Source organism: Hypericibacter sp., assembly GCF_050729195.1.
Taxonomy (GTDB): Bacteria; Pseudomonadota; Alphaproteobacteria; order Dongiales; family Dongiaceae; genus Hypericibacter.
The window spans coordinates 1-23,155 of the sequence record NZ_JBOHKS010000041.1 but is presented as its reverse complement, the minus strand read 5'-3'; the positions used below and the strand labels follow the sequence as shown (position 1 = coordinate 23,155).

At 66.0% G+C, this 23,155-nt stretch carries 21 protein-coding genes and 1 pseudogene; 9 read left to right on the top strand and 13 right to left on the bottom strand.

The features are described 5' to 3' along the window. Nucleotides 1-148 precede the first annotated feature (148 nt). Nucleotides 149-1,033: a 3-keto-5-aminohexanoate cleavage protein gene (locus ACREE8_RS03110; RefSeq protein WP_431571517.1), complete on the bottom strand. Its 885-nt coding sequence runs from the start codon at nucleotides 1,031-1,033 to the stop codon at nucleotides 149-151. A gap of 155 nt (nucleotides 1,034-1,188) precedes the next feature. Between ACREE8_RS03110 and ACREE8_RS03105 the strand changes: the two genes are divergently transcribed. Next, nucleotides 1,189-2,241: a GlxA family transcriptional regulator gene (locus ACREE8_RS03105; protein ID WP_431571516.1), complete on the top strand. Its 1,053-nt coding sequence runs from the start codon at nucleotides 1,189-1,191 to the stop codon at nucleotides 2,239-2,241. Here ACREE8_RS03105 and ACREE8_RS03100 read toward each other — a convergent pair. The 5 genes from ACREE8_RS03100 to gmd form a co-directional block, all read right to left on the bottom strand. After that, a complete protein-coding gene (locus ACREE8_RS03100) occupies nucleotides 2,238-3,197 on the bottom strand; it encodes a 3-hydroxyacyl-CoA dehydrogenase NAD-binding domain-containing protein (RefSeq protein ID WP_431571515.1) in 960 nt (319 codons plus the stop codon). The genes ACREE8_RS03105 and ACREE8_RS03100 overlap by 4 nt on opposite strands. A gap of 5 nt (nucleotides 3,198-3,202) precedes the next feature. Next, complete coding sequence (locus ACREE8_RS03095; RefSeq protein ID WP_431571514.1) at nucleotides 3,203-4,006, bottom strand: enoyl-CoA hydratase-related protein; 804 nt, start codon at nucleotides 4,004-4,006, stop codon at nucleotides 3,203-3,205. Between the two features lie 21 nt (nucleotides 4,007-4,027). Then, on the bottom strand, nucleotides 4,028-5,065 hold the full coding sequence (locus tag ACREE8_RS03090) for an LLM class flavin-dependent oxidoreductase (protein WP_431571513.1): 1,038 nt from the start codon (nucleotides 5,063-5,065) through the stop codon (nucleotides 4,028-4,030). Nucleotides 5,066-5,367: 302 nt separating this feature from the next. Beyond that, nucleotides 5,368-6,357, bottom strand: coding sequence for a GDP-L-fucose synthase (fcl, locus tag ACREE8_RS03085; RefSeq protein ID WP_431571512.1), 990 nt, complete (start codon nucleotides 6,355-6,357; stop codon nucleotides 5,368-5,370). Next, complete coding sequence (gene gmd, locus ACREE8_RS03080) at nucleotides 6,354-7,475, bottom strand: GDP-mannose 4,6-dehydratase (RefSeq protein WP_431571511.1); 1,122 nt, start codon at nucleotides 7,473-7,475, stop codon at nucleotides 6,354-6,356. The genes fcl and gmd overlap by 4 nt, the downstream gene beginning before the upstream one ends. Before the next feature lie 349 nt (nucleotides 7,476-7,824). Between gmd and ACREE8_RS03075 the strand changes: the two genes are divergently transcribed. Continuing rightward, nucleotides 7,825-8,991, top strand: a complete 1,167-nt coding sequence (locus ACREE8_RS03075; protein WP_431571510.1) for a peptidoglycan-binding domain-containing protein — start codon at nucleotides 7,825-7,827, stop codon at nucleotides 8,989-8,991. A gap of 4 nt (nucleotides 8,992-8,995) precedes the next feature. Here ACREE8_RS03075 and ACREE8_RS03070 read toward each other — a convergent pair whose 3' ends face one another. From ACREE8_RS03070 to ACREE8_RS03055, 4 genes are all read right to left on the bottom strand, one after another. Then, a complete protein-coding gene (locus ACREE8_RS03070) occupies nucleotides 8,996-9,871 on the bottom strand; it encodes an aminoglycoside phosphotransferase family protein (protein ID WP_431571509.1) in 876 nt (291 codons plus the stop codon). Beyond that, complete coding sequence (locus ACREE8_RS03065; RefSeq protein WP_431571508.1) at nucleotides 9,852-10,757, bottom strand: 4-(cytidine 5'-diphospho)-2-C-methyl-D-erythritol kinase; 906 nt, start codon at nucleotides 10,755-10,757, stop codon at nucleotides 9,852-9,854. Before ACREE8_RS03065 ends, ACREE8_RS03070 begins: the two co-directional genes overlap by 20 nt. Before the next feature lie 180 nt (nucleotides 10,758-10,937). Then, nucleotides 10,938-12,680, bottom strand: coding sequence for a tetratricopeptide repeat protein (locus ACREE8_RS03060; RefSeq protein ID WP_431571507.1), 1,743 nt, complete (start codon nucleotides 12,678-12,680; stop codon nucleotides 10,938-10,940). Nucleotides 12,681-12,747: 67 nt separating this feature from the next. Next, nucleotides 12,748-14,376 (bottom strand): electron transfer flavoprotein-ubiquinone oxidoreductase, encoded by a 1,629-nt coding sequence (locus ACREE8_RS03055; RefSeq protein ID WP_431571506.1) that lies wholly within the window; start codon nucleotides 14,374-14,376, stop codon nucleotides 12,748-12,750. A 316-nt stretch (nucleotides 14,377-14,692) separates the two neighbouring features. Here ACREE8_RS03055 and ACREE8_RS03050 point away from each other — a divergent pair, with 316 nt between their 5' ends. From ACREE8_RS03050 to moaB, 3 genes are all read left to right on the top strand, one after another. Continuing rightward, on the top strand, nucleotides 14,693-15,544 hold the full coding sequence (locus tag ACREE8_RS03050; RefSeq protein ID WP_431571505.1) for a uracil-DNA glycosylase: 852 nt from the start codon (nucleotides 14,693-14,695) through the stop codon (nucleotides 15,542-15,544). 305 nt (nucleotides 15,545-15,849) lie between these two features. Beyond that, nucleotides 15,850-17,412 (top strand): lytic transglycosylase domain-containing protein, encoded by a 1,563-nt coding sequence (locus ACREE8_RS03045; RefSeq protein ID WP_431571504.1) that lies wholly within the window; start codon nucleotides 15,850-15,852, stop codon nucleotides 17,410-17,412. After that, nucleotides 17,399-17,944, top strand: coding sequence for a molybdenum cofactor biosynthesis protein B (gene moaB, locus ACREE8_RS03040; protein ID WP_431571503.1), 546 nt, complete (start codon nucleotides 17,399-17,401; stop codon nucleotides 17,942-17,944). The genes ACREE8_RS03045 and moaB overlap by 14 nt, the downstream gene beginning before the upstream one ends. 47 nt (nucleotides 17,945-17,991) lie before the next feature. On the opposite strand, the gene ACREE8_RS03035 is transcribed toward moaB, so the two are convergent. Both ACREE8_RS03035 and ACREE8_RS03030 read right to left on the bottom strand, forming a co-directional pair. After that, nucleotides 17,992-18,546 carry an SRPBCC family protein gene (locus ACREE8_RS03035; protein WP_431571502.1) on the bottom strand — a complete coding sequence of 185 codons (555 nt, stop codon included), beginning with the start codon at nucleotides 18,544-18,546 and terminating at the stop codon, nucleotides 17,992-17,994. After that, on the bottom strand, nucleotides 18,539-18,919 hold the full coding sequence (locus ACREE8_RS03030) for an ArsR/SmtB family transcription factor (RefSeq protein ID WP_431571501.1): 381 nt from the start codon (nucleotides 18,917-18,919) through the stop codon (nucleotides 18,539-18,541). Before ACREE8_RS03030 ends, ACREE8_RS03035 begins: the two co-directional genes overlap by 8 nt. A gap of 108 nt (nucleotides 18,920-19,027) precedes the next feature. Here ACREE8_RS03030 and ACREE8_RS03025 point away from each other — a divergent pair, with 108 nt between their 5' ends. The 3 genes from ACREE8_RS03025 to ACREE8_RS03015 all read left to right on the top strand — a co-directional run bounded on the left by ACREE8_RS03025 (nucleotide 19,028) and on the right by ACREE8_RS03015 (nucleotide 22,407). Beyond that, complete coding sequence (locus ACREE8_RS03025; RefSeq protein ID WP_431571500.1) at nucleotides 19,028-20,158, top strand: PA0069 family radical SAM protein; 1,131 nt, start codon at nucleotides 19,028-19,030, stop codon at nucleotides 20,156-20,158. A gap of 142 nt (nucleotides 20,159-20,300) precedes the next feature. Further along, nucleotides 20,301-22,004 carry a YbaL family putative K(+) efflux transporter gene (ybaL, locus tag ACREE8_RS03020; RefSeq protein ID WP_431571499.1) on the top strand — a complete coding sequence of 568 codons (1,704 nt, stop codon included), beginning with the start codon at nucleotides 20,301-20,303 and terminating at the stop codon, nucleotides 22,002-22,004. Nucleotides 22,005-22,116: 112 nt separating this feature from the next. Continuing rightward, on the top strand, nucleotides 22,117-22,407 hold the full coding sequence (locus ACREE8_RS03015; RefSeq protein ID WP_431571498.1) for a hypothetical protein: 291 nt from the start codon (nucleotides 22,117-22,119) through the stop codon (nucleotides 22,405-22,407). Nucleotides 22,408-22,412: 5 nt separating this feature from the next. Here the strand turns inward: ACREE8_RS03015 and ACREE8_RS03010 are convergent, their stop codons facing one another. Further along, nucleotides 22,413-22,970: a nucleotidyltransferase family protein gene (locus ACREE8_RS03010; protein ID WP_431571497.1), complete on the bottom strand. Its 558-nt coding sequence runs from the start codon at nucleotides 22,968-22,970 to the stop codon at nucleotides 22,413-22,415. On the opposite strand from ACREE8_RS03010, the pseudogene ACREE8_RS03005 reads away from it, so the two are divergent. Beyond that, nucleotides 22,861-23,155: pseudogene (locus tag ACREE8_RS03005) on the top strand (hypothetical protein); the annotation flags it as partial. The gene ACREE8_RS03010 and the pseudogene ACREE8_RS03005 sit on opposite strands and share 110 nt — an antisense overlap.

The following is a 23,155-nucleotide window of genomic DNA, read 5'->3' as shown; positions in this document are numbered from 1 at the left end:
GCTTGCGGCGGAGATGTCAGGCGAGGATCGCCATTGCCGTCGGGGTCGCTCTCTGCATCGTCACCGCCGCGAATCCGCCTCTCCCGCTCCGGGCGCGCGCCGCCCCCCGGGCAAAAGGCAAGAGTTCGAGGGACCTGGCGGCGGGTGCTTATCCTTTCTTGAGGCCAAGCTTGGCTCGCGCTTCGGCGGGGGTCAGCACCCTGGCGCCCATGCGGGTGACGATCTCTATCGCCCGCTCCACGAGCTGCGCATTGGTGGCGAGCACGCCGCGGTCCAGATAGAGATTGTCCTCCAGACCGACACGGACATTGCCCCCCATGGCCACCGCTGCCGCGGCCATCGGCATCTGCATCCGTGAAATGCCGAAGCCCGCCCAGACCGCCTTGGGCGGCAGCTCGTCCTTCATGCATTTCATGGTGTCGACCGTGTGATCGGCGCCCCACGGGATTCCCAGGCAGATCTGGAACATCGGCGGGTCCGCGATCAGCCCTTCCGCGATCATCTGCTTGGCGAACCGGATATGCCCGAGCTCGAACACCTCGAGCTCGGGCTTCACGCCCCAGCTCTTGATCAGCCCGGCCATCTCGCGCAGATAGGCCGGCGTCGAAATATAGATCTCATTGCCGTTGCCGAAGTTCATCGTCCCGCAGTCGAGGCTGCAGATTTCAGGCCGAAGGCTCTCGACATGGGCCAGCCTTTCGCGTGCCCCGATCATGTCGGTGCCGGGACCCGGCATCGAAGGATCGGAATCCCCGGGAACCCAGTCTCCGCCCATGCCCGCGGTCAGATTGATGACCACGTCCGTTCCGCTCGATCGCACCCGGTCGACCACTTCCTTGAACAGCTTCGGGTCACGAGACCCTTTGCCGGTCGCCGGATCGCGCACATGAATATGCGCGAAGGTGGCCCCGGCCTTCGCCGCATCGATCACCGAGTTCGCGATTTGCTCGGGCGTCACGGGAACACCCGGATGACGGCCGAGAGTGTTGCCCGCCCCGGTGACGGCGCAGGTGACGGTAACCTCGAAATTCACGGCGTCGCTTCCTTTCGCACTTCCTGTCGAATCCCAGGATGATCATTTGCCAAGAGGCCGCCCCGAATTGTAAATTATTCGCCAGGTTTTCCTGTTTTGCGACGATTGCGGATTAAGACTTCATTCCTGATAACCGGATGAATCGAGAGCGTCGAATGGGTCAGGTCACCGATATGATTGCGTCATCCGGGTATGTCACGTTCGTCCTGATCCCGCGCTTCAACATGTTGACGCTGACGACGATGATCGAGCCGATGCGGATCGCCAATTACCTGGCGCCGCAGCAGCTCTACAATTGGGACTATCGGTCGCCGAAGGCGGGCGTGATCACGGCAAGCAACGGGTTGCAGGTGACCTGTGGCGCGCTCGAGGAAGAGGGACGGCCGCAGCCGGACATCGTCGTCGTATGCGGCAGCTGGGGCACGGATCACTATCACAGTCCGGTTTTGTTCAACTGGCTTCGCCGGCGCGAGCGGACCGGGGCAAAGCTGATCGGCGTCGAACTCGGAGTTTATGCTCTTGCGCGCGCCGGATTGCTCACGGGGCGCCGCGCGACGACACACTGGTCATGCAAGGCCGGGTTCGCGGAAGCGTTCCCCAACATCGATGTCCGCGAGCAGCTCTACACGATCGACAAGAAGATCATGACCTGCGCCGGCGGAACCGCCGGCCTCGACCTCATGTTGAAGCTCGTCGCTTCGCAGCATGGCGACCAGCTCGCCGCCGAAGTGGCCAATCAGATCATCCACTATCCGCGGCGCAGGCCAGAGGACGCGCAGAAGCACGCCACGGGCAGCGTCGACGACACGGTGCATCCGGATGTCAAGGCCGCCATGTCATTGCTGGAAGCCCGCATCGAGGAACCGCTGTCGGTTCCTCAGCTCTGCCGTGAGCTCGGCGTGTCGCAGCGCCAGCTCGAAAGGCTGTTCCGGCGCAGCACGGGCTGCACGATCGTCCAATTCAGCAAGCTGCTCAGGCTGCAATACGCGCGGGTTCTGCTCACGAGCACCGACATGGCCATCCGCGAAGTCTCGGCCTCCTGCGGCTTCGATTCCATGTCTTATTTCTCGCTGTGCTTCATGAAGACGTTCGGAAAGAAGCCGAGCAGATATCGGCAGGCGTGGCCGGAGAACGAGCCGGCGCCCTCATGGCCCGGCACGGTGTACTCCTTCATTCAGAATTCGATCGCCGCGAAAGCCAAGCACTAAGGATCGCGAGGCCGGCGGGCATCGGCCACGGCCTTGAGGATGCCCACGATGGCGCGATCCCGTTCGGCCGCCATCTCCTCGAAATGGCGGCCCGCCGCCTCGGCATTGCATCCGTCGACCATGCGGTCGCGCAGTTCCTTGGTGAGTTCGGGCGCCTGAAGGCGGGTCCACGGCAGCTTCAGCGCCGGCCCGAACTGATCCAGGTTGGTCGCCATGCCGCCTTCGCCGCAGGCAACGTGAAAGGCCATGCACTGCCCCTGCACGGCCATGCGGGGTGCGGGTCCATTGATGAGGGCCGTGTCGATGTCGGCCGGCGTGGCCTCGCCATTCGCCACCATATGCAGGGCTTCGCGCCATAGCGCTTCCTGCAGGCGAGTGGCGACGAAGCCTGGAATCTCCTTTTTCATCACCAGCGGCGCCTTGCCGGCACAGGCATAGAAATCGCGAGCCCATTCGACCGTCTCTGCCGACGTTCGACGGCCGCCGACGAGCTCGACGAGCGGCAACAGATAAGGAGGATTGAACGGGTGGGCCACCACCGTCCTGTCGGGCGTCGGGCATTTCGCTTGGATATCGGTCATCGTGAGTCCCGAGGTGCTCGAGGCGATCACCACATCGGCCGGGACGATTTCACCCAGAACGCGGTAGAGGTCTTGCTTGATCTCGAGACGTTCGGGCGCGCTTTCCTGAACGAACTCGGCCTCGGACACCGCGTCTCGCAGGTTGTCCGTGAGCTTCAGGCGGTCGCGACTTGCCTCGGGAGCGAGCCCGAGGGCCCGCAGGCTGATCCAGGCCGTATCGAGAACCTTGCGGAATGCCCTCTCCTCATCCATGGAATGGAGATAGGCGGTGACGTCGTAGCCACGGGCGAGAAAATGTGCCGCCCAACCTGCACCGATAGGGCCGGCGCCGAGGCTCGACACTCGTCTGACCTTGCTGGATGCCGGCCGGGTCATGGGTTTCAGCTTCCTTTGAAATTCGGTTCACGTTTCTCGACGAAGGCACGCACGCCCTCTTTGGCATCCTCGGATTTCAGCATCGCGCGATAGATCGGCAATGGCTCCGTGCGTATGCCGTGAAAAGCCGCCTCCAAAGGCCTGCATTCGATCTTCCGGAGCACTTCCTTCACGGACTGCATCGCGAGCGGAGCAGCCTTGGCAAGCTGACCGGCCCATTCCCTCGCGGTCGACATCAGGTTGCCGTAGGGAACAACCCTGTTCACCAGCCCGTAGCCCGCCGCCTCCTGCGCGCTCATGCGGCGCCCCAGCAGCAGCATCTCCATGGCGATATTGTAGGGAAGGCGCCGGGGCAGCCGCTGGAGAGCGCCGGCGTCGGGAACGATGCCCAGCGGCATCTCCGGTAAGGCGAATTCGACGTGGTCTGCCGCGATCAGCAGATCGCATGACATGGCGAGCTCGAAGCCGCCGCCAACGACCAAGCCGTTCAACGCGGCAATCACGGGCTTGTTGAGAGTCCAGTTCTCCGTGAGCCCGGCAAACCCGCCATCACCGTAGTCGCCCGCCGCCCACCAATTGTCCAGCTTCGTCTCGCCGGCATCGAGGGCCTTCAAATCCCATCCCGCGGAGAAAATCTTCGACCCTTCCGCGGTCAGGATGCCGGCGCGCAGGTCCGGATCGTCGCGCAACTGGGCAAATGCCGCGCCCAACTCGCGGCTCATTGGCAGATCTATCGCGTTGACCTTCGGTTTGTTCAGCTTGACTTCGAGAACGCGACCGTTGCGGACGACTTCCACATAATTCGACATCGGAATCCTGTCTGGCGCCGCCTAGGCAAAGGCGGGCATCACTTCCTTGATGAAGAGCTGCAGCGAACGCTTCTGTTCCTTCAGGCCCAGACCGAGGCTGGCGTAGTAAGTGAACTGATCGACCCCGAGCGCCTCATAGGGCCTGAGTTTGGCGATCGCCTCGTCGGGGGTCCCGAACATGAGGTTCTCGTGAAGCATCTTCGGATCGTACTCGTCGCGGTTCGCGAGATCGCCGAAGTCGGCGCTTTTCGGAAAGCCGTTTTTCACGTCGCCCAGGTTCTTGAACAAGGTCTCGAACTGGCTCAGCTGACGCTGCGCCGCCCTGACCGGCACCTCCCAGTCTTCCTTTCGGTCATAGACGACCGTATGCCGCATCATGGCGAACACCGGCCGAGCCTTGCCCGGATTGTTGGCGAGGGCCTCCTCCAGGCGAGACTTGTAGAGGCGCGCCTCGGACATCGGCCGCGTGATCGGCCATGACATGATGTTGAGGCCGTTCTTGATGGCGAAGTCGTATGTGATGGGCGCGCGGGCGGCAACCCAGATGGGTGGATGGGGTTTCTGCAGCGGCTTGGGCACGGAGGTCGCCAGAGGGAACGACCAGAACTCGCCTTTATGTTCATAGTCGCCCTGCCACAAGGCTCGAATCGCAGGCAGCATCTCTTGCATATGTCGCCAGGCGTCGGACTGCTTCAGTCCTGGATGCATGCGATCAAATTCGCGCTGATAAGCACCGGAACCCAGCCCCAACTCCAGCCTGCCGTTGGAGATGAGATCCGTCATGGCCGCTTCGCCCGCCAGCTTGAGGGGATGCCAATAGGCTGCGACCGCGACCGCGGTCCCCAGACGGATTTTGTCGGTGTGAGAAGCCCACCAGGTCAGCAGTTGAAAGGGATCGGGCGCAATGGTCATTTCGAGCGCGTGGTGCTCCGCCGCCCACACGATGTGGAAGCCACCCTCGTCAGCCATTTGCACCATCTCCAGCGTATGGCGCATGACCTCGCGCATGTCGATTTCATCGGCCATGCGCTCCATGTTGATGGCGAGTTGAAACTTCATCCGTCGACCTCTGGCGAGTGGGCCCTTCCCGTCGAGCCGCTCCAAATTCTTGAGCGGAGCCAAAGCCTGCGCTGCAAGATTTCCGACGCAACAGAGAATTTTTCGACATTCGACGCAGGCGCGGCTCGCGGTGATCTGATCCCGAGCCGTCCTCGTCCGCTCGGAGCGCACTCTATCGCTCGGTGACCGCCCGCGCGGTCATCGGCCGAGAGTCGAGACGTTCACAGCGTGAGCGAGGGTTGTCGCCGGCGCCGGCGATCTCATCCCCGATAGCAGCGGACCAGAGGCGTGGATCGGATGGCTCAGGCAGCTCCGGTGGCGGGCAGGGCGCGCGGAAGCTCGCCCTTGGCCATCGCCTCGCGATACCAACCATAGGCCTGGGCCAGGCCTTGCTCCAACGGCGTCCTGGCCTTCCAGCCCAGCGCCGCCAGCTTCGAGACATCGAGCAGCTTGCGCGGCGTGCCGTCGGGCTTCGACGCGTCATAGCGGAACCGGCCCTGCCAGCCGACCACGCGCGCGATCGTCTCGGCCAGCTCGGCGATGGTGACGTCGCCGCCGATGCCGACATTGAGATGCGGCTCGTCGGAATAGTGCTTCATCAGATGGACCAGCGCGTCGGCGAGATCGTCGACGAACAGGAACTCCCGCTTCGGCCTGCCGCTGCCCCAGATATCGACCTCGCTCCGGCCTTCCGCTTTCGCCGCATGGATCTTCGCGATCAGCGCCGGCACCACATGGCTGGACTGGAGATCGAAATTGTCGCCGGGCCCGTAGAGATTGGTCGGCATGGCGGAGATGTAGTCGCACCCATGCTGGCGGCGATAGGCCTGCGCCATCTTGATGCCGGCGATCTTGGCGATCGCATACCATTCGTTTGTCGGTTCCAGCGGCCCTGTCAGCAGCGCCGTCTCCGCCATCGGCTGCGCCGCCTCGCGGGGATAGATGCAGGAGGAACCCAGGAACAGGAGCTTGGCCACGCCGGCCTTGCGCGAGGCCTCGATCAGGTTCGTCTCGATCGCGAGATTGTCGTAGAGGAATTCGGCCGGCCGCGTCGCGTTGGCGAGAATGCCGCCCACCGTCGCCGCCGCCACGAACACCGCGTCGGGCTTCGCCTTCGCGACCCAGTCTTCCGTCTGCTGCTGGCGGCGCAGATCGACCTCCGCGCGCCTCACGGTCAGGATCTCGCATTTCTCGATCGCGAGGCGCCGGCAGATCGCCTGCCCCACCATGCCGCCATGGCCGGCGACGAAAACGCGCCGGCCGGCGAGATCGAAGGGGACCTTGCCGGTCATGGAGCGGACGGTTTCGGCATCGAGGCCGCGGCGTTGGCGGGCGAATCGCCCGATCCGCCTTGATGCTGGGAGCTGCCATTGTCGATGGCGACCAGATCGGACGCCACCATCTCGCGCACCAGTTCCTTGAAGCTGGTGGTATAGCGCCAGCCGAGCTTGGCCTTGGCCTTCGAGGCGTCGCCCAGCAGGTGATCCACCTCGGTCGGGCGGAAATAGCGCGGGTCGATCAGCACCAGCGGCTTGCCGGTCTTGGCATCGAGCCCCTTCTCCTCCGCGCCGACGCCGCGCCATTCGATGCTGCGGCCGGTCTCGGCGAAGGCGAGCTCGATCATCTCGCGCACCGAATGGCTCTCGCCGGTCGCCAGCACGTAATCGTCGGGCTCCGGCTGCTGCATCATGCGCCACATGCCTTCGACATAGTCGCGCGCATGGCCCCAGTCGCGTTTGGCATCGAGATTGCCGATATAGAGCCGGTCCTGCTGGCCGCGTGCGATCGCGGCCACGGCGCGCGTCACTTTGCGCGTGACGAAGGTCTCGCCGCGGATCGGGCTCTCATGATTGAACAGGATCCCGTTCGAGGCATGCATGCCATAAGCCTCGCGGTAATTGACCGTGATCCAATAGGCATAGAGCTTGGCGGCGCCATAAGGGCTGCGCGGATAGAAGGGCGTGGTCTCGTTCTGCGGCACGGTCGGCGTGGCGCCGTAAAGCTCCGAGGTCGAGGCCTGGTAGAAGCGGGTCTCCTTCTCCATCCCCAGGAGACGGATCGCTTCCAGGAGCCGCAAGGGTCCGAGCCCGTCGGCATTGGCGGTGTATTCCGCGGTCTCGAAGCTCACCTGCACATGGCTCTGGGCGGCGAGATTGTAGATCTCGGTCGGCTTGGTCTGCGCCACCAGCCGGATCAGGTTGGTGGCGTCGGTCATCTCGCCATAATGCAGGAAGAAGCGGACGCCCGCTTCGTGCGAGTCCTGATAGAGATGGTCGATGCGGCCGGTATTGAAGGAGGAAGAGCGGCGTTTGACGCCATGGACGACATAGCCTTTGGCGAGCAGCAGCTCGGCCAGATAGGCGCCGTCCTGACCGGTCACGCCGGTGATGAGCGCGGTTTTCTGGGTCATGCGGCCGGGAGGCTAGCATAACGTGGTTAACGGAGCATCTTTGGCGGCCCGACGATTATCGGATGTTATCAAACTGGCTCTTACATCCGACCCGCGTTGAAGCTAACGTTTGCGGATGTCGGGCCTGAGGGCGAGTCGTGCGCCGAGTCGGCCCGGCAATTACGGCTAACAATGATCCGCCCGTTTCCGCCGAGCTTGATGAAAGGAGCCCGGCGGCGGGGTCTATAGGGAAGGGGCGATGGCGGATCGGGCCAAGGATAGGCCACAGCAACAGGGTCAGGCAGCCGCAGAGCCGGCTGGACCTGCGGGATCGCCTTTGCCGGCGACCGATGGGGAGGCCGCGTCTCCCTTGCCTGAAGCGCTGCGCCGCCAGCAGCTGGCCGCGCGCCATGCCGCCGAAATCGGCAACCCGCCACCACGAACCACCCCGGAAGCGGTTCCTCTGTCCTCGGTCGAGAGCGATCCGCTGGCCGAGGCCGCACGTCATTTCCGCGAGCTGCAGGCCAAATCGGCGGGCGTCACCGAGATCCATATGCCGCCGCGCCCCTCCGGCGACGTCGCCCGCGACCTCCTGAAGGATGACGGCCAGCTCTCGAGCCTGGCGCTCTCCGAAAATTCGCCGGGCCTGCAGAAGCCGGAATCGACCCTGCCCGTCGATATGCTCATCGACAATGAAAGCGCGGCCGCGCGGGTGACGCCGCGCACCAAACTCTGGGCCGTGACCAAGGCCGACCGCATCATCGATGTGGAGGCGCAACCGCTGGCGCAAACAACCGGATCGCCGACCTTCGTCGATATGGATCCCGATCTGTCGCTGCCGTTGGGCGCATCGCCCGAGCTGGTGCCGCCCGAGACTCCGACGACATCGCTGGCCTCCTTCACCATCGATGCGCGCCCCGCGATCGAGTCCGAGCCTGCGGCACCCGACGAAGAAAAGACGGACGGCATGAAACGCGCGCTGGCGCTGGCCGCTGCGGCGCCGATACTGACGACAGCGGAGGCACCGGCCGAGACGCCGTCCGAGACGCTTGCAGCGACCGCTGCCGGCCCGGCCAAGCTGCCGCCCTTTCCCACCGTCGACCGCGCCCGCCGGGCGCCGGCGGGACCGTCGGGAAATCTGCGCCTGTTCGCCGGCCTCAGCGTCGTGATCCTGGCCTTCGCCGGTTCGCTCGTCTGGGTGGCGATGTGGCGCGCCGATACCTTCATCGGCGGCACGGAAGCGACGCTCGAGGTCTCGCCCGAGGATCTGGTGCAGACGGCAGCCGGCGGCGACGCCGCGACGGCCTCGGCCGACGGCACGGGCACGGCGACCGCGACCTTGATGGTACGCGATACCGAGCTTCTGCTGGCGAAACTGGCGCTCGATCCGGGTCCCGCCGACGGCGTGCTCGACCAGAGCACGCGTGACGCGATCCGGCGCTATCAGCAGATGGCGGGGCTGCCCGAGACCGGCGAGCCCTCCAAGGAACTGCTGGACGAACTCAAGGCCGTCGTCGCGGCTATCGCCGGCAACTGAAGCCTCAGCGTTTCGCCATTTCCGCCGCGGCGATCTCCGCGATCGCCAGGTCGAAGCTCGGCGTCACCCCGTCCTCGACAAACCAGGCCGCCGACAAACCGGCGAAGGCCAGCACCCATTGCAGCAGGCGTTCGCGATCGAGCCCGGCCGCTTCGGCCGCCACCGACGCCTGTCGCGCCAAGCGGCCCGGCGCCGCCGCCGTCTCGAGATCGGGATTGAACAGGATGTTGGCGAAATCGAAGCCGCGCTCGCCCTGCAGCCGCTTGGGGTCGATCGCCAGCCAGCCGCGCGGGCCGAAATCCAGCACATTGGCATGATGCAGATCGCCATGGAGGACGCCGACATCCTGCGGCGACTGCAGCAGCTCGCGCGCGACCGCCGCCGCGCGCGCAATCAGGCCGCCCTCGCGCGCGGCCACGGGCGCAAGCGCCGCAAACCATTGCGTCAGAGGCAGCAGGGAGGGCGGCGGGCTCCGCCGCGGCGCTTGGAGCTGGCGCGCAACCGCGCAGATGATCCGCGTCGCTTCGTCGTCGCGGCCCTCATGCACCATGGCGGCGAGCGATGCGGGACCGGTTGCGCGTTCCAGCAGCAGCGCATCGCCTTCATGCGCCCAGACCGGCGCCGCACCCTGGCCGGCCCACCAGACCATCAGCAGGGGCCCGCGGCGTTCTTCGGATTCGAGCGCGATCTTCAGCATGCCCGGCGCGCCATTGCGGCGAACCGGCAGCAGCCGGCTGCCGGGCGTGACGAGCACCTCGCCATCGGGAATGAGATTCCAGCGTTCGAGCCAGGGCGCAAAGAGCGCGTCATAGTCCGGCAGGGTCGAGGCCTGCCGGCCGCCGTTCCCGCCCGGCCGGGGCTTAAGCGTCCGGCGCGTCATGGTCGAACGCGGCCTGGCGGTTGAGCATCGGTGTCGAGGCGATCCACCAGGAGGGATGCTCGACGCCGAGACGCGCGGCCGCTTCGCGCACCTCCGCAGGTTTCGCGAAGAGTCCGAAACAGGTGGCGCCGCTGCCGCTCATGCGCGCGAGCAGATTGCCCGGCAGGTGACGCAGCGCCGCCAGCACCTCGCTGACCACGGGCTCGATGGCGATCGCCGGCGCCTCGAGATCGTTGCCGCAGCGCGCGAGCCGCACGGCGAGGGAGGCCGCGTCGCCGATCCCGTCACGCCATCGCGCCGGCGTCGAGAAATCGCCGCGGCGGGCCTTGAAGACCGCGGGCGTCGAAACGCCGACGCGCGGATTGACCAGCAGCATCTGGACATCGGGGAGCGGCGGTGCCGGATCGAGCAACTCGCCGATGCCGCTCATGAAGGAGGGTCGGGCCGCGAGGCAGACCGGCAGATCGGCGCCAAGGCCAAGCCCGATCTGCGCCAGATCGACAGCGCCTTCGGACACGCGCCAGAGCCGCGCGAGACCGACCAGCGCCGCCGCCGCATCGGCCGAGCCGCCGCCGATGCCCGAAGCCACCGGCAGCCGCTTGGTCAGGCGCAAGGCCGCACCGCCCGCCGGCAGGTTCTTCCCGGCGAGCGCCGCTGCAAGCGCGCGCGCCGCGCGTAGAACGAGATTGTCGTCGGTGGCAGAGAGTCCCGCGCCGAACGGCCCGTCGATCGCGAGCGACAATTTGTCGGAAGGGGCGATGCGCAACTCGTCGCCGAGATCGGCGAACACCACGAGGCTGTCGAGCAGGTGGTAGCCATCGGCGCGTTTGCCGACGACATGGAGGTAGAGATTGATCTTGGCGCGGGCGCGCAGGGTCAGGAGCACGGAACGGAACCGTTGTCCCCTCCCCCTTCAAGGGGGAGGGCTAGGGAGGGGGCAGACTCGCTGCTGCCGTAACGCAGGGAATCCTGCTGACCAATCTCGCCGGCCCCCTCCCTGACCCTCCCCCTCAAGGGGGGAGGGGACAGGAAGAACGTCGCGAGCTCAACCACGGAAGGACGCCGCTCAGCTTCCTGAAGGCGCGCCGAGGCCGTCCTTGATCTTGGCTTGCAGCGGCTGGAGATGGTCGGGCTCGGGACCGAACTGGAGCGAGCGCTGCCATTGATAGCGGGCCTCGGTCTTGCGGCCGACCCGCCAATAGGCGTCGCCCAGATGGTCGTTGATGGTGGCGTCGACCGGCTCGAGCTCGACCGCGCGCTCCAGATACTCGACCGCCTTGTCGTACTGGCCCTGCTGGTAATAGGCCCAGCCCAGGCTGTCGACGATGAAGCCGTCATCGGGCTTCAGCTCGACGGCACGCTTCAACATGGTGAAGGCCTCGGGCAGATGCTCGCGCCGCTCGACCCAGGAATAGGCCAGGTAGTTCATCACATAGGGCTGCTCGGGCTCGAGCGCGAGCGCCTTCTGGAAGTCCGCTTCCGCGAGCGGCCATTGCTGGCTGCGCTCATAGGTGATGCCGCGGAAATAGAGCAGCGCCCAGTGGCGCCGCTTGAGCTCGGGCACGCGCGCGACCGCCACCTCATAGGCCTTCGCCGCGTCGGCGAACTGCTCATGGCTGCGCAGGATGTTGCCCTTGGCGAGAGCGGCATCATAGCGTTCGGGGCGCTCGGCGATCATGCCGTCCAGAAGCTTCAAGGCATCGTCGGTCTTGCCGAGATCGTCGAGCGCGCGGGCTTCGTCGATGCGCGCCTGCCAGGAGAAGGGCGAGGATTTCGGAATCGCCTCATAGATCGCGATCGCATCCTGGGTCCGGCCGTCATTGATCAGGAGCTCGGCCAGCAGCGTCTGCGCGATCGGATAGTCCGGCTTGAGGTCGAGCGCGATGCGCTCGAACACCATGGCCGTGTCCAGGATCTGCTCGCGCGCGAGCAGCGAGGCGATGTTGAAGAAGCTCTCGGCAATACCGTCGACCGGGGTGGCGACGATGGGAGCGGGCTTGGTGCCGGCGCTGACGCCCTTCATCTCCGGCTCCAGCACCAGCGATTCGCTGTTGGCTTCGACGAAGGCGTCATAGAGCTTCTTGGCGTCGTCCTGGCGGCCCTGACGCTGATAGAAATTGCCGACCAGCTGGACCACGCGCAGCGTGCCGGCCTCGGCGGTGACCAGCTTGCCGTAATCCTCATCGGCCGGCTTGATGCGACCGGCCTGGTCCTCGATCAAAGCCCGATGGAGATCGATGATCGGCTGGAGGCCGTTGATCTTATTGAGGCGGGCGAGCTGGGTCAGGCCGGCATCGGTCTGGCCCATTCCCTGCGCCAGCCAGGCACGCACCATCGGCACGATGATCTTGTTGACGCCGTCGTCGGGCAGCTTCGCCAGCTCGGCATCGGCGGACTTGAGGTCGTTCTTCTTGATGTCGCGCCAGGCGAGGATGATCCCCGCGGTCGGTGAATCCGGCTGGACCTTCTGGATATGCTCGGCCACCTGCGCCGCTTCGCTGAGCCGGCCTTCGCTCGCCAGCAGCAGGTAGGAGACGTTCAGGAGCTCGGGATTGTCGGGATCCTTGGCCAGGGTGACGGCCAGCAGATCGGCCGCCTCGCTGTTGCGCCGGTCGGCCTGCGCCTGGCGCGCCGCGAGGTAATGCCCCATCGGCGAGGAGGTCATGGGCGTCAGATCGGCCAGCGACTTGGTCTGGCCCTGGGGCTGTTCCTGCGCCTGGAGCGTCGGTGTGCAGCCGGCGAAGGACAGGCCGATCATCGCCATGAGCAAGGGCGCACCGAGACGGGTCCGGATCTTGTAAGCCTTCACGCTTCCTCCTTCGTCGGTGCCGGTCATCGGCATCGAAACCGCGATCGGTCCGGTCCTTCGTCCACCGTCACATGTTCGGATAGTTGGGACCGCCGCCGCCTTCCGGCACCACCCAGTTTATGTTCTGGGTGGGATCCTTGATATCGCATGTCTTGCAGTGGACACAGTTCTGGGCGTTGATCTGCAGTTTCGGTTGGCTATCGCTGCCGCGCACGATCTCATATACGCCGGCTGGACAATAGCGTTGCTCGGGCGCGTCATAAACCGCGAGGTTGATCCGGATTGCGACGCTCGGATCCCTCAAGGTCAGATGCGACGGCTGATTCTCCTCGTGGTTGGTATTCGACAGGTAAACCGAGGAGGTCTTGTCGAAACTGACCACGCCATCCGGCTTCGGATAGGCGATGGCCGGGGTTTCGGCCGCCGGCAGCAATTGGCCGTGGTCCGGCTTGTGATGGAAGGTCCAGGGCGCCTTCCCCCTGAACAAGTAGGTGTCGACCGCGGAGTAGGCAATGCCGGCGAACAGCCCCTTGTGGAAACTGGGCCGGATATTGCGGACTTTATAGAGTTCGTCCCAGAGCCAGCTGGCCTTGAGCCGGTTGGGGTAATCCTCCAGCTCACCAGTCTCGCTGCGCTCGAAAGCGGCCATGACCGCCTCGGCCGCCGTCATGCCCGATTTCATCGCCGTATGGCTGCCCTTGATCTTGGGCACATTGACGAAGCCCGCGGCGCAGCCGATCAGCGCGCCACCCGGGAAAACCAGCTTCGGGATCGATTGGAAACCGCCCTCATTGATGGCGCGCGCGCCATAAACCAATCGCTTACCGCCTTCGAAGGTGGGGCGGATCGCCGGATGGGCCTTGAAGCGCTGGAATTCGTCGAAGGGCGAAAGATGCGGGTTGCTGTAATCGAGCCCGATCACGAAGCCGACCGACACCAGATTCTCGTCGAAGTGATAGAGGAACGAGCCGCCATAGGTCGACTTGTCCATCGGCCAGCCGACGGAATGCGAGATCAGCCCCTTTTTATGCTTGCCGGACTCGACCTCCCAGATTTCCTTGATGCCGATGCCGAAGGTCTGGGGATCGACGCCGTCGCGCAGGTCGAAACGCTCGAACAGCGTCTTGGTCAGCGAGCCGCGGCAGCCCTCGGCGAACAGGGTGTAGCGGCCGTGAAGCTCGACGCCGGCCGTGAAATTCGCAGTCGGCTGTCCATCCTTGCCGACGCCCATATTGCCGGTGGCGACACCTTTGACCCGGCCGGCCTCGTCATAGAGCACCTCGGCCGCGGCGAAGCCCGGATAGATCTCGACGCCCAGCCCCTCGGCCTGGGTCGCGAGCCAGCGGCAGACATTGCCGAGACTGACGATGTAGTTGCCGTGATTGTTCATCTGCGGCGGGGTCGGCAGGCGGAAGGCCTTGGTCGCGGTCAGGAACTGGAACCGGTCCTCGCTCGCCGGCGTGTTGAGCGGCGCGCCCTTCTCCTTCCAGTCGGGAATGAGCTCGTTCAGCGCGCGCGGCTCGACCACGGCGCCGGACAGGATATGTGCGCCGACCTCGGAACCCTTCTCGATGACACAGACGCCCAGCTCCCGGCCCTTCTCGGCCGATAGCTGCTTGAGTCGGATCGCCGCCGCCAGCCCCGCCGGGCCGGCGCCCACGACCACGACGTCATATTGCATCGACTCCCGTTCCATGCCCGCTCTCTCTCCCCCTCGCGCACTCTTATATATATGTGGACGCAACCATCTCGGGCCGGCGCCCTCGGCCCCATCTTCATTTCCTAGAGCTCGTCCTCGATTCCTAAAGGAAGCCAGGATGATAAAATTGAGTCGCAGCGACCTACCCTATCGGAGCTGCGGAATTGGCGTTGCGGTGTAGCACAGCCGCGCCGGAATCGGCCAGAAGTCGCCAGCTTGATGGCCATTCCTTAAGGCCGCCTTCCGCGCAAGAAAACGGCGGACTTCCACAGGAAATCCGGGCTAGCGTCCGCTCATGGCGCAGCCCCCCGACATGACCCCCGTTTCGGCCGCCGGATTGGATCCGGCCGAGGCCCTGGCGCTGCTGGCCTGGCAGATCGAGGCCGGCGCCGACGAGGCGCTCGAGAGCGCCCCCATCGACCGATTCGCCGCGATTGCGGAAACGGCATCCGTTCGCCGGGCCCCGCCGGCCGCCGAGCCCGCCGCCCCGGCCCTCCTGACCGCGTCGGCACTGCCGCCGCCACTCATGACACCAGTCAGTTCGCCTCCCGCCATCAATGGCGACGGCAATGCCTACCGGGCTGCTCAGGGCGCCCGGTCGCTCGAAGAGCTTCGGGCGGCTTTGGAAAGCTTCGACGGCTGTCCCCTGAAGGCGACCGCCACCAACCTGGTCTTCGCCGACGGCAATCCGGCCGCCCGGGTGATGCTGGTGGGCGAGGCGCCGGGAGGCGACGAGGACCGGATCGGCCGGCCCTTCGTGGGGGTGAGCGGCCAGCTCCTCGACCGGATGCTGGCGGCGGTCGGGCTCGACCGGACCCAGGTCTATATCACCAACGTCATCTTCTGGCGGCCGCCCGGCAACCGCACCCCGACGCCTGCGGAAGTGGCGGCCTGCCTGCCTTTCGTGGAACGGCATATCGAGCTGGTGGGCCCGGAGGTCTTGATCCTGGCGGGCAATGCCGCCGCCAAGACCCTGCTGCTGCGGAACGAGGGCATCACCCGGATCCATGGCAAATGGTTCGAGTATCAGAGCGCCGGCATGTCCCGGCCGGTGCCGACCTTACCGATCTATCACCCCGCCTACCTGCTCCGGGCGCCCGCCCAGAAGCGCGACGCGTGGCGCGACCTGCTCCAGATCCGCGAACGGCTCGATCATCGGGCCTGAATAACCCACCCGGATTTTATCCCCAGCCCGCCACGAATTTGCCCCCACACGGCTAGGGCTTATTTACGTTTCTTCATGGTTAATTGCTCAGAGGGGAGCCTTTAACAATCCGTGGCATTTGAGGAAAATTTCGTGGTTAACCTATTTGTGGGGGTTGATTCTCCCGCAACCACAAAATCTGGGATGTCAATCCCTAAAACTTCCTTGCCACGCCGCCGAGGCTCCGTTTAGGTAGCCCCACTATGCAGATGGCAAGCACCCCTTCCGGCCTTCCGGGCCGCAATGTCAGACGAGCCATCGGACCGGTGTTGGTCCTGGCCGCCGGCCTTGCGTTCGGTTCCCACCCGGCCCACGCGGCTGGCGGGGCCTTGGCCTCGGCTGGCGGTGCCTTGCCGCTGACGGCGGCGCTGCCGCCCGCCCGCCAGCCTGATACGGGTCCGGAGATTGCCGTTCCGAAACCTCTGGAAGAGACGGACGCGGCGCGCTACCGCCAGATCTTCCGCCTCCAGAACAAAGCTGATTGGAAAGGCGCCGACGAAATCATCGGCACGCTGACCGATCTGCGGCTGATGGGCCATGTGCTGGCCCAGCGTTACCTGTCGCCCACCTACAAGACCCGCTATGCCGAGCTGTCGCAGTGGCTCAGCAAGTATGGCGACCATCCGGACGCCCCGGCGATCTATGCGTTGGCGCTGAAGAAGAAGCCCGCCAATGCCGCGAGCCCGGTCGAGCCGAACGTCTCGAGCTTCCGCGGCGGCACGCCCGACGGCGACAACAAGGGTCCCGAGCCCGAGCAATGGGCGCAAGGCCTCGAAGCCTGGCGCGACGGCAATTCCAAGCTGGCCGCCACCCTGTTCGAGCAGGCCGCCAAGGCCAGCAACGGCAATCCCTGGGTCCAATCCGCCGCCGCCTATTGGGCCGCGCGCGCCCATATCCGCAACAAGGAGCCGCAGAAGGTCAGCGAATGGCTGCGCCTGGCGGCCGGCGAGCCCCGCACCTTCTACGGCCAGCTCGCGCGCCGCGCGCTCGGCGTCGACACCGCCTTCGCCTGGGCCGATCCGACCCTGACCGCCGACGGCGCCGAAGCGCTGATGGCGACCCGTGCGGGCCAGCGTGCCCTGGCCCTCATCCAGGTCGGCCAGCGCCAGCGCGCCTCCGACGAATTCCATCTCCTGCGCCCGCAGGCGGGGCCCGAACTGACCCAGGGCATGCTCGCGATCGCCAACGAGATCGGCATGCCCTCCCTGACGCTGGGTCTGGGCGCCTCGCTCGAGGACAAGTCGGGCTTCCGCCTGGACAACGCCCTGTTCCCGACCCCGGCCTGGACGCCCAAGGGTGGCTTCAAGGTCAACCGGGCGCTGCTCTTCGCGCTGGCCCGCACGGAATCGGGCTTCAACCCCGACGCCAAGAGCCCGATGGGCGCGCTCGGCCTGATGCAGCTCATGCCGCGCACCGTGAAATATACCGCCGACCGTCTGGCGCCCACGCTGGGCAACGCCAAGCCCGACTGGAGCGACCCCGAGACCAACATGGCGCTCGGCCAGGAATATGTGCAGTACCTGCTTGAAGACTCCAACGTGAATGGCGATCTGCTGCTGATGGCGGCGGCCTACAATGCGGGTCCGGGCAATCTCGCCAAATGGCGCGACAAGCTCGCCTATGACGACGACCCGCTGCTGTTCCTGGAAAGCATGCCGGCGCGCGAGACGCGTGACTTCGCCGAGCGGGTGCTGGCGAGCATGTGGATTTACGAGCAACGGCTGGGCCAGGACGCGCCGACGCTCGATGCGCTCGCGGCCGGCGGCTGGCCCCAATATCGCCCGCAAGACGATGAGGCCGTGGCGGCGGCCAGCAATGCCTCGAATTGACGAAACGAGACCCTTCCTCCCGGTCAACATCGCCATCCTGACGATATCCGACAGCCGCACGCTGGCGAACGACACCTCCGGACAAGCCCTGAACGACATGATCACGCGCGACGGCCACAAGGTCGTGCGCCGCGAGATCGTGAAGGACGAGATCGCGCTGATCACGGGCCAGCTCAAGCACTGGATCGCCGATCCCGAGGTCGATGTGGTGATCTCGAGCGGCGGCACCGGCGTCACCGGCCGCGACGTTACGCCCGAAGCCTTCGAGCAGGTGTTCGAGAAGAAGATCGACGGGTTCGGCGAGCTCTTCCGCTGGATCAGCTTCCAGAAGGTCGGCACCTCGACCATCCAGTCGCGCGCCGTCGGCGGCGTCGCCGGTGGCACCTATCTCTTTGCACTGCCCGGATCGCCCAGCGCCTGTCGCGACGGTTGGGACGAGATCCTCAAGCACCAGCTCGACAACCGCTTCCGCCCCTGCAACCTGACCGAGCTCATGCCTCGGCTGCAGGAGCATCTGAAGCAGGCGGGATAGCGAGATGTAGCCCCTTCCCCCGCTTCGCGGGGGAGGAGACAAAAGACTCACAAATCCTTCAGCCGCTCCTCGTAATCCCGATTGTGCTTCTCGTGGGTCGACCAGAACGGCCTCGGCACGCGGCCCTCGAGATTGTCCGTCAGGATGGCGAGATGCGTGTGCCAGCCGCCGGCGACGCCGAGCAGCAGCGCGCGGTCCTTGAGGCGGCTATGGGTGACGACGAGGCGGACCTTGTCGCCCTTGGGCTCAAGCTCGAAGGTGACTTCCGAATCCTCCTTCGGGCCGCCCTCCTTGATCGTGCCCATCCAGGTCATGGCCAGCAGCCGCGGCGGGTCGCAGCGCAGCACACGAATCTCCAGCGTCACCCCGCCCGCCTTCGACTTGTAGCGCTCGGGCGTCGGTTCCTTGGTCGGCGAAAGCGAGGCGTGGTCGAAGCGGAATTCCGCCTTGCCGCCGGCCTTGAGTTCCATCGGACCGCTCGCCAGCCATTTGCCGCGTTTCTCCGATTCCGTCAGATAGGCCCAGATGCGCTCGATCGGTCCCGGCAACAGCCGCTCGAAGCGGATCGTCTCTTTGCCGGTGACGACGCCATGGTCATTCATTCTTGCCTCCTGGGTTCTTGGGATCGGGATCGCGTTTGGAATCGAGATCGGGCTGGCTGAGGGCCTCGGCCAGGGCGTCGAGGCTGTTGCGCCAGAATTGCTCGTAGAAACGCAGCCACTCGTCGGCCGCGGCCAAGGGCTGGGGATCGAGCCGGCAGAGATGCGAGCGGCCCTTCACGGTGCGTCGCACCAGCCCCGCATGCTCCAGCACCTTCACATGCTTGGAAGCGGCCGCGAACGACATGCGGAAGGGCGCCGCCAGCTCGCCGACGCTGTGCTCGCCTTCGGACAGGCTGCGAAGCATCGCGCGACGGGTCGGATCGGCCAGGGCGCGGAACAGGGTATCCAGGGGAGCCGTCTGTTGTTCAACCATAAGGTTGAGTTTAGAGCGGCTCCGCCCAATGTTCAACTGATCAGTTGAACAATTTCCCGTGGATTGTTTGTTCTTTATTTGTTCTCACGCCGCCGCTAGGCTCCCCTCATGCGCAATGAACCCGATGCCCCTCAGGGCCCCGATCCGACGATCCTGGCGCCTCAGGCCCGGAAAGGCCGTGGCGCTGTCTCCAACAAGCCGGGGCGCTATGAGCCCGGGGAACGGCCCCTGGAGGATGACGGCTGGGGCTCGGTCCAGGCCGACGAGGCCGAGGCCGCCCCCCTCCGGACGACGGTCCAGCCGGACAAGAGCAAGACCGTCATCGCCTGGAACGAGTCTCCGGACCTGGGTTTCGACCGCTCGATCAACCCCTATCGGGGCTGCGAGCATGGCTGTGTCTATTGCTTCGCCCGGCCGACCCACGCCTATCTCGGCCTGTCGCCGGGTCTCGATTTCGAGACCAAGCTCTTCGCCAAGCATGACGCCGCGGCGATCCTGGCGCGCGAGCTGGCGAAGCCCTCCTACCGGCCGGCGCCGATCGGGCTCGGCACCAACACCGACCCCTATCAGCCGATCGAGCGCGAGCTCGGCATCACCCGCCAGATCCTCGAGGTGCTGGACCGCTTCAATCATCCAGTGACGATCGTCACCAAATCGGCGCTGATCCTGCGCGACCTCGACATCCTCTCGCGCATGGCGCAACGCGGGCTGGTCGAGGCGACGGTGTCGGTGACGACGCTCGATCCCGATCTCGCCCGCAAGCTCGAGCCGCGCGCGCCGACACCGCCGCGCCGGCTGGCGGCGATCGAGGCGCTTGCCGCGGCCGGCATCTCGACCGGCGTGCTGGCGGCGCCGATGATCCCGGCCCTCAACGATCCCGAGCTGGAGGCGATCCTCGCCGCCGCCATGGCCCGGGGTGCCACCCGCGCCGGCTATGTGCTGCTGCGTCTGCCGCTCGAGATCAAGGATCTGTTCCGCGAATGGCTCGAGGCGCATGTGCCCGATCGCGCCGAGCATGTGCTGTCGCTGGTGCGCGACACCCGCGAGGGCAATCTCTATCAGGCCAAGTTCGGCACGCGCATGCGCGGCACCGGTCCCTATGCCGAGCTGCTGCGCCAGCGCTACCGCGTCGCCATGCGCAAGCTCGGCCTCGCCAAGCGCGGCGGCGGCGCCATCGGCCTGCGCAGCGATCTCTTCGCGGTGCCGAAGGGCGAGCGCCCGCAGTTCGAGCTGTTCTGACCGGACCCGCCTCCGGTCGCAGCCGGGAAATCTCAGAATTGCGGCATGAAGGAGGCCGGCAACCCGCCGATTGCGGGTTGCGGCCGGTGGCTCCGATTGCGGACAATCGGGATCCCTTCCCTCGGACCCGATCGCGAGCCCGATGCCCCACCACACGCCCCTCATCGCCACCATCGTCGTCGGCCTGGTGCTGGCTCTCATCTTCGGCACGCTGGCCCATCGCCTGCGGATCTCGCCCCTGGTGGGCTATCTGCTGGCGGGCGTGGTGGTCGGGCCCTTCACGCCCGGCTATGTCGCCGACCAGGGGCTCGCCAACGAGCTGGCCGAGATCGGCGTGATCCTGCTGATGTTCGGCGTCGGCCTGCATTTCTCGCTCAAGGATCTGCTGTCGGTGAAGGGCATCGCGATCCCGGGCGCCATCGTGCAGATCGCGGTCGCGACCCTGATGGGCGTGGCGCTGGCTTACGCGCTAGGCTGGCCCTGGGCCGAAGGCTTCGTCTTCGGCCTGGCGCTCTCGGTCGCCAGCACCGTGGTGCTGCTGCGCGCCATGCAGGAGCGCCGCCTGCTCGAGACCGAGCGCGGCAAGATCGCCGTCGGCTGGCTGATCGTCGAGGATCTGGCGATGGTGGTGACCCTGGTGCTGCTGCCGGCGCTGGCCGAGGCCATGGGCGGCAACAGCACCGAGGGCGGTGCCGCGAGTGGCCTTGAGCTGCTGAAGATCCTGGGCATCACCATCGGCAAGGTCGCGGCCTTCATCGCCATCATGCTGATCGTCGGCCGGCGCGTCATTCCCTGGCTGCTGCATTACATCGCCCATACCGGCTCGCGCGAGCTGTTCCGCCTTGCGGTCTTGGCGCTGGCCTTGGGCGTCGCCTATGGCGCGGCCATCCTCTTCGGCGTCTCCTTCGCACTCGGCGCCTTCTTCGCCGGCATGATCCTCAGCGAGTCCGAGCTCAGCAAGCAGGCGACGCAGGAAACGCTCCCCTTGCGCGACGCCTTCGCGGTGCTGTTCTTCGTCTCGGTCGGCATGCTCTTCAATCCCTCGATCGTGCTGGACGCGCCGCTCACGTTGGCCGCCGTCGTCGCCATCATCATGTTCGGCAAATCGACCGCGGCCTTCCTCATCGTCAAGCTGTTCCGCCATCCGACCTCGACCGCCCTCACCATCTCCGCGAGCCTGGCGCAGATCGGCGAGTTCTCCTTCATCCTGGCGGGGCTCGGCGTCTCCCTCGGCCTCCTGCCCGAAGAAGGCCGCGACCTGATCCTGGCGGGCGCCATCATCTCGATCCTGCTCAACCCGCTGGCCTTCGCCGTGCTGGACCGCCTCGCCCCGCATCGCGAAAAGGATGCCGAGACCGGCAGCGCGATGCGCGAGAGCATTCCCATGACCGCACTCACCGACCATGCGATCCTGATCGGCTATGGCCGCGTCGGCAGCCTGGTGGGTGCCGGGCTCGGCGCCGCCCATTGGCCCTTCCTGGTGATCGAGGAGATCCCGCAACTGGCCGAGGCGGCGCGGCGCGACGGCGGCGAGACCATCATGGGCAATGCCTCGAACCCCGAGGTGCTGAAGGCCGCCAATCCGGGACAGGCACGCGTCCTCTTCGTTGCGATCCCGCAGGCCTTCGAGGCGGGCCAGATCGTGGCCCAGGCGCGTGCCGCCAATCCGGCCTTGAAGATCATCGCCCGCGCCCATTCCGACGCCGAGGTCGAGCATCTGACCAAGCATGGCGCCAGCCTGATCATCATGGGCGAGCGCGAGATCGCGGAGGGCATGCTGGAAGAGGCGCTGCCGTCGCGGACCTCGGCGGCAGCAGCGGAGCCGGCGATTACGGTGGTCATGTGATAGACGCGCGCGGCAGCCAGCGCCCATAAGACCGATCGACCCGCCACGAGGCGCGCAGCATCGCGGTTGAGGTCGCCGGTTTGATGTCGCGCAGCCGCGCGAGGAGACCTCGATGGCCTGGCTTCGCACCTATGTCGCCATCTGCGCCGGCGTGCTCACCCTCGTTGTCGTCGCGCTCATCTTGATTGTGACTTTCGGGGACTTCGGTCTGAGCGGCCATGGCGTCGCCGCGCTCTTCATCGGCACGCTGGTTACGGTCGCGCTGACGATGGTCCTGATGGGCCTCATCTTCGTCAGCGACCGCGGCGGGCAGGATGCCAGTGTCTACAGCACGCATATCGAGACGGACGCTGACGAGCCGCCGGAAGCCGGGAGCGATCCCGACAACCGCCGTTCGGGCTGAAACCGCTAGATGATCCGGCAATCCGGCCAGCGCCGGTCCCAGGCCTTGGCCGCCATCCGCGCGCGATAAGCCTCGCTGCGGCGAAGGCCCGCCGGCGTCGGGCGGCAGACCAGCGCGAAAAGATCCTCCAGCCCATAAGGCGCCAGCAGGGTCAGGCGGTCGTCGCGCTCGAACCGGACCGCGACCGCCGAGCAGGTCTCGAGCCAATGGCGCAGCGCATCTTCCGTATCGGCATAAGGCGCATCGCCATTGACCCGATGCATGCGGGCCTGGTTGCGCGCCTGCCAGACGAGACCGGGATGCGCCGCCGCCAGATGCGCTTCGATCGCCGCTTCGCCGGTTCCCTCGGGATCGCCCGCATCGAAATAGAGCAGATCGATATCGTCGGCGGGCGAGCAGGTGCGCGAACCGGTGAGATCGTCCCACAGCCGGTTGCGCAGGAAGCCCGCACCGATGGCCCAATCCGGCAGTACCAGCGATCGCGCGAGCCGCAGCGCCGCCATCGCCGCGTCATCGGACGCGATGAGGCTGAGAAGTCGATCTCGTTGCGCTTCTGCCGGCATGGCGACATTCTGGCAGCCGCATCGGGCAGCGGGGAGTGATTCGAGGGCGATGCCTAACTTCAAGCTGGAGCGCGAGACGGCCATCACGCCCGTCGCCGGCATCGACGAGGCGGGCCGCGGGCCGCTGGCGGGGCCGGTCTTCGCGGCCGCCGTCATCCTCGACATGGAGCGCACGCCGCGGAAGA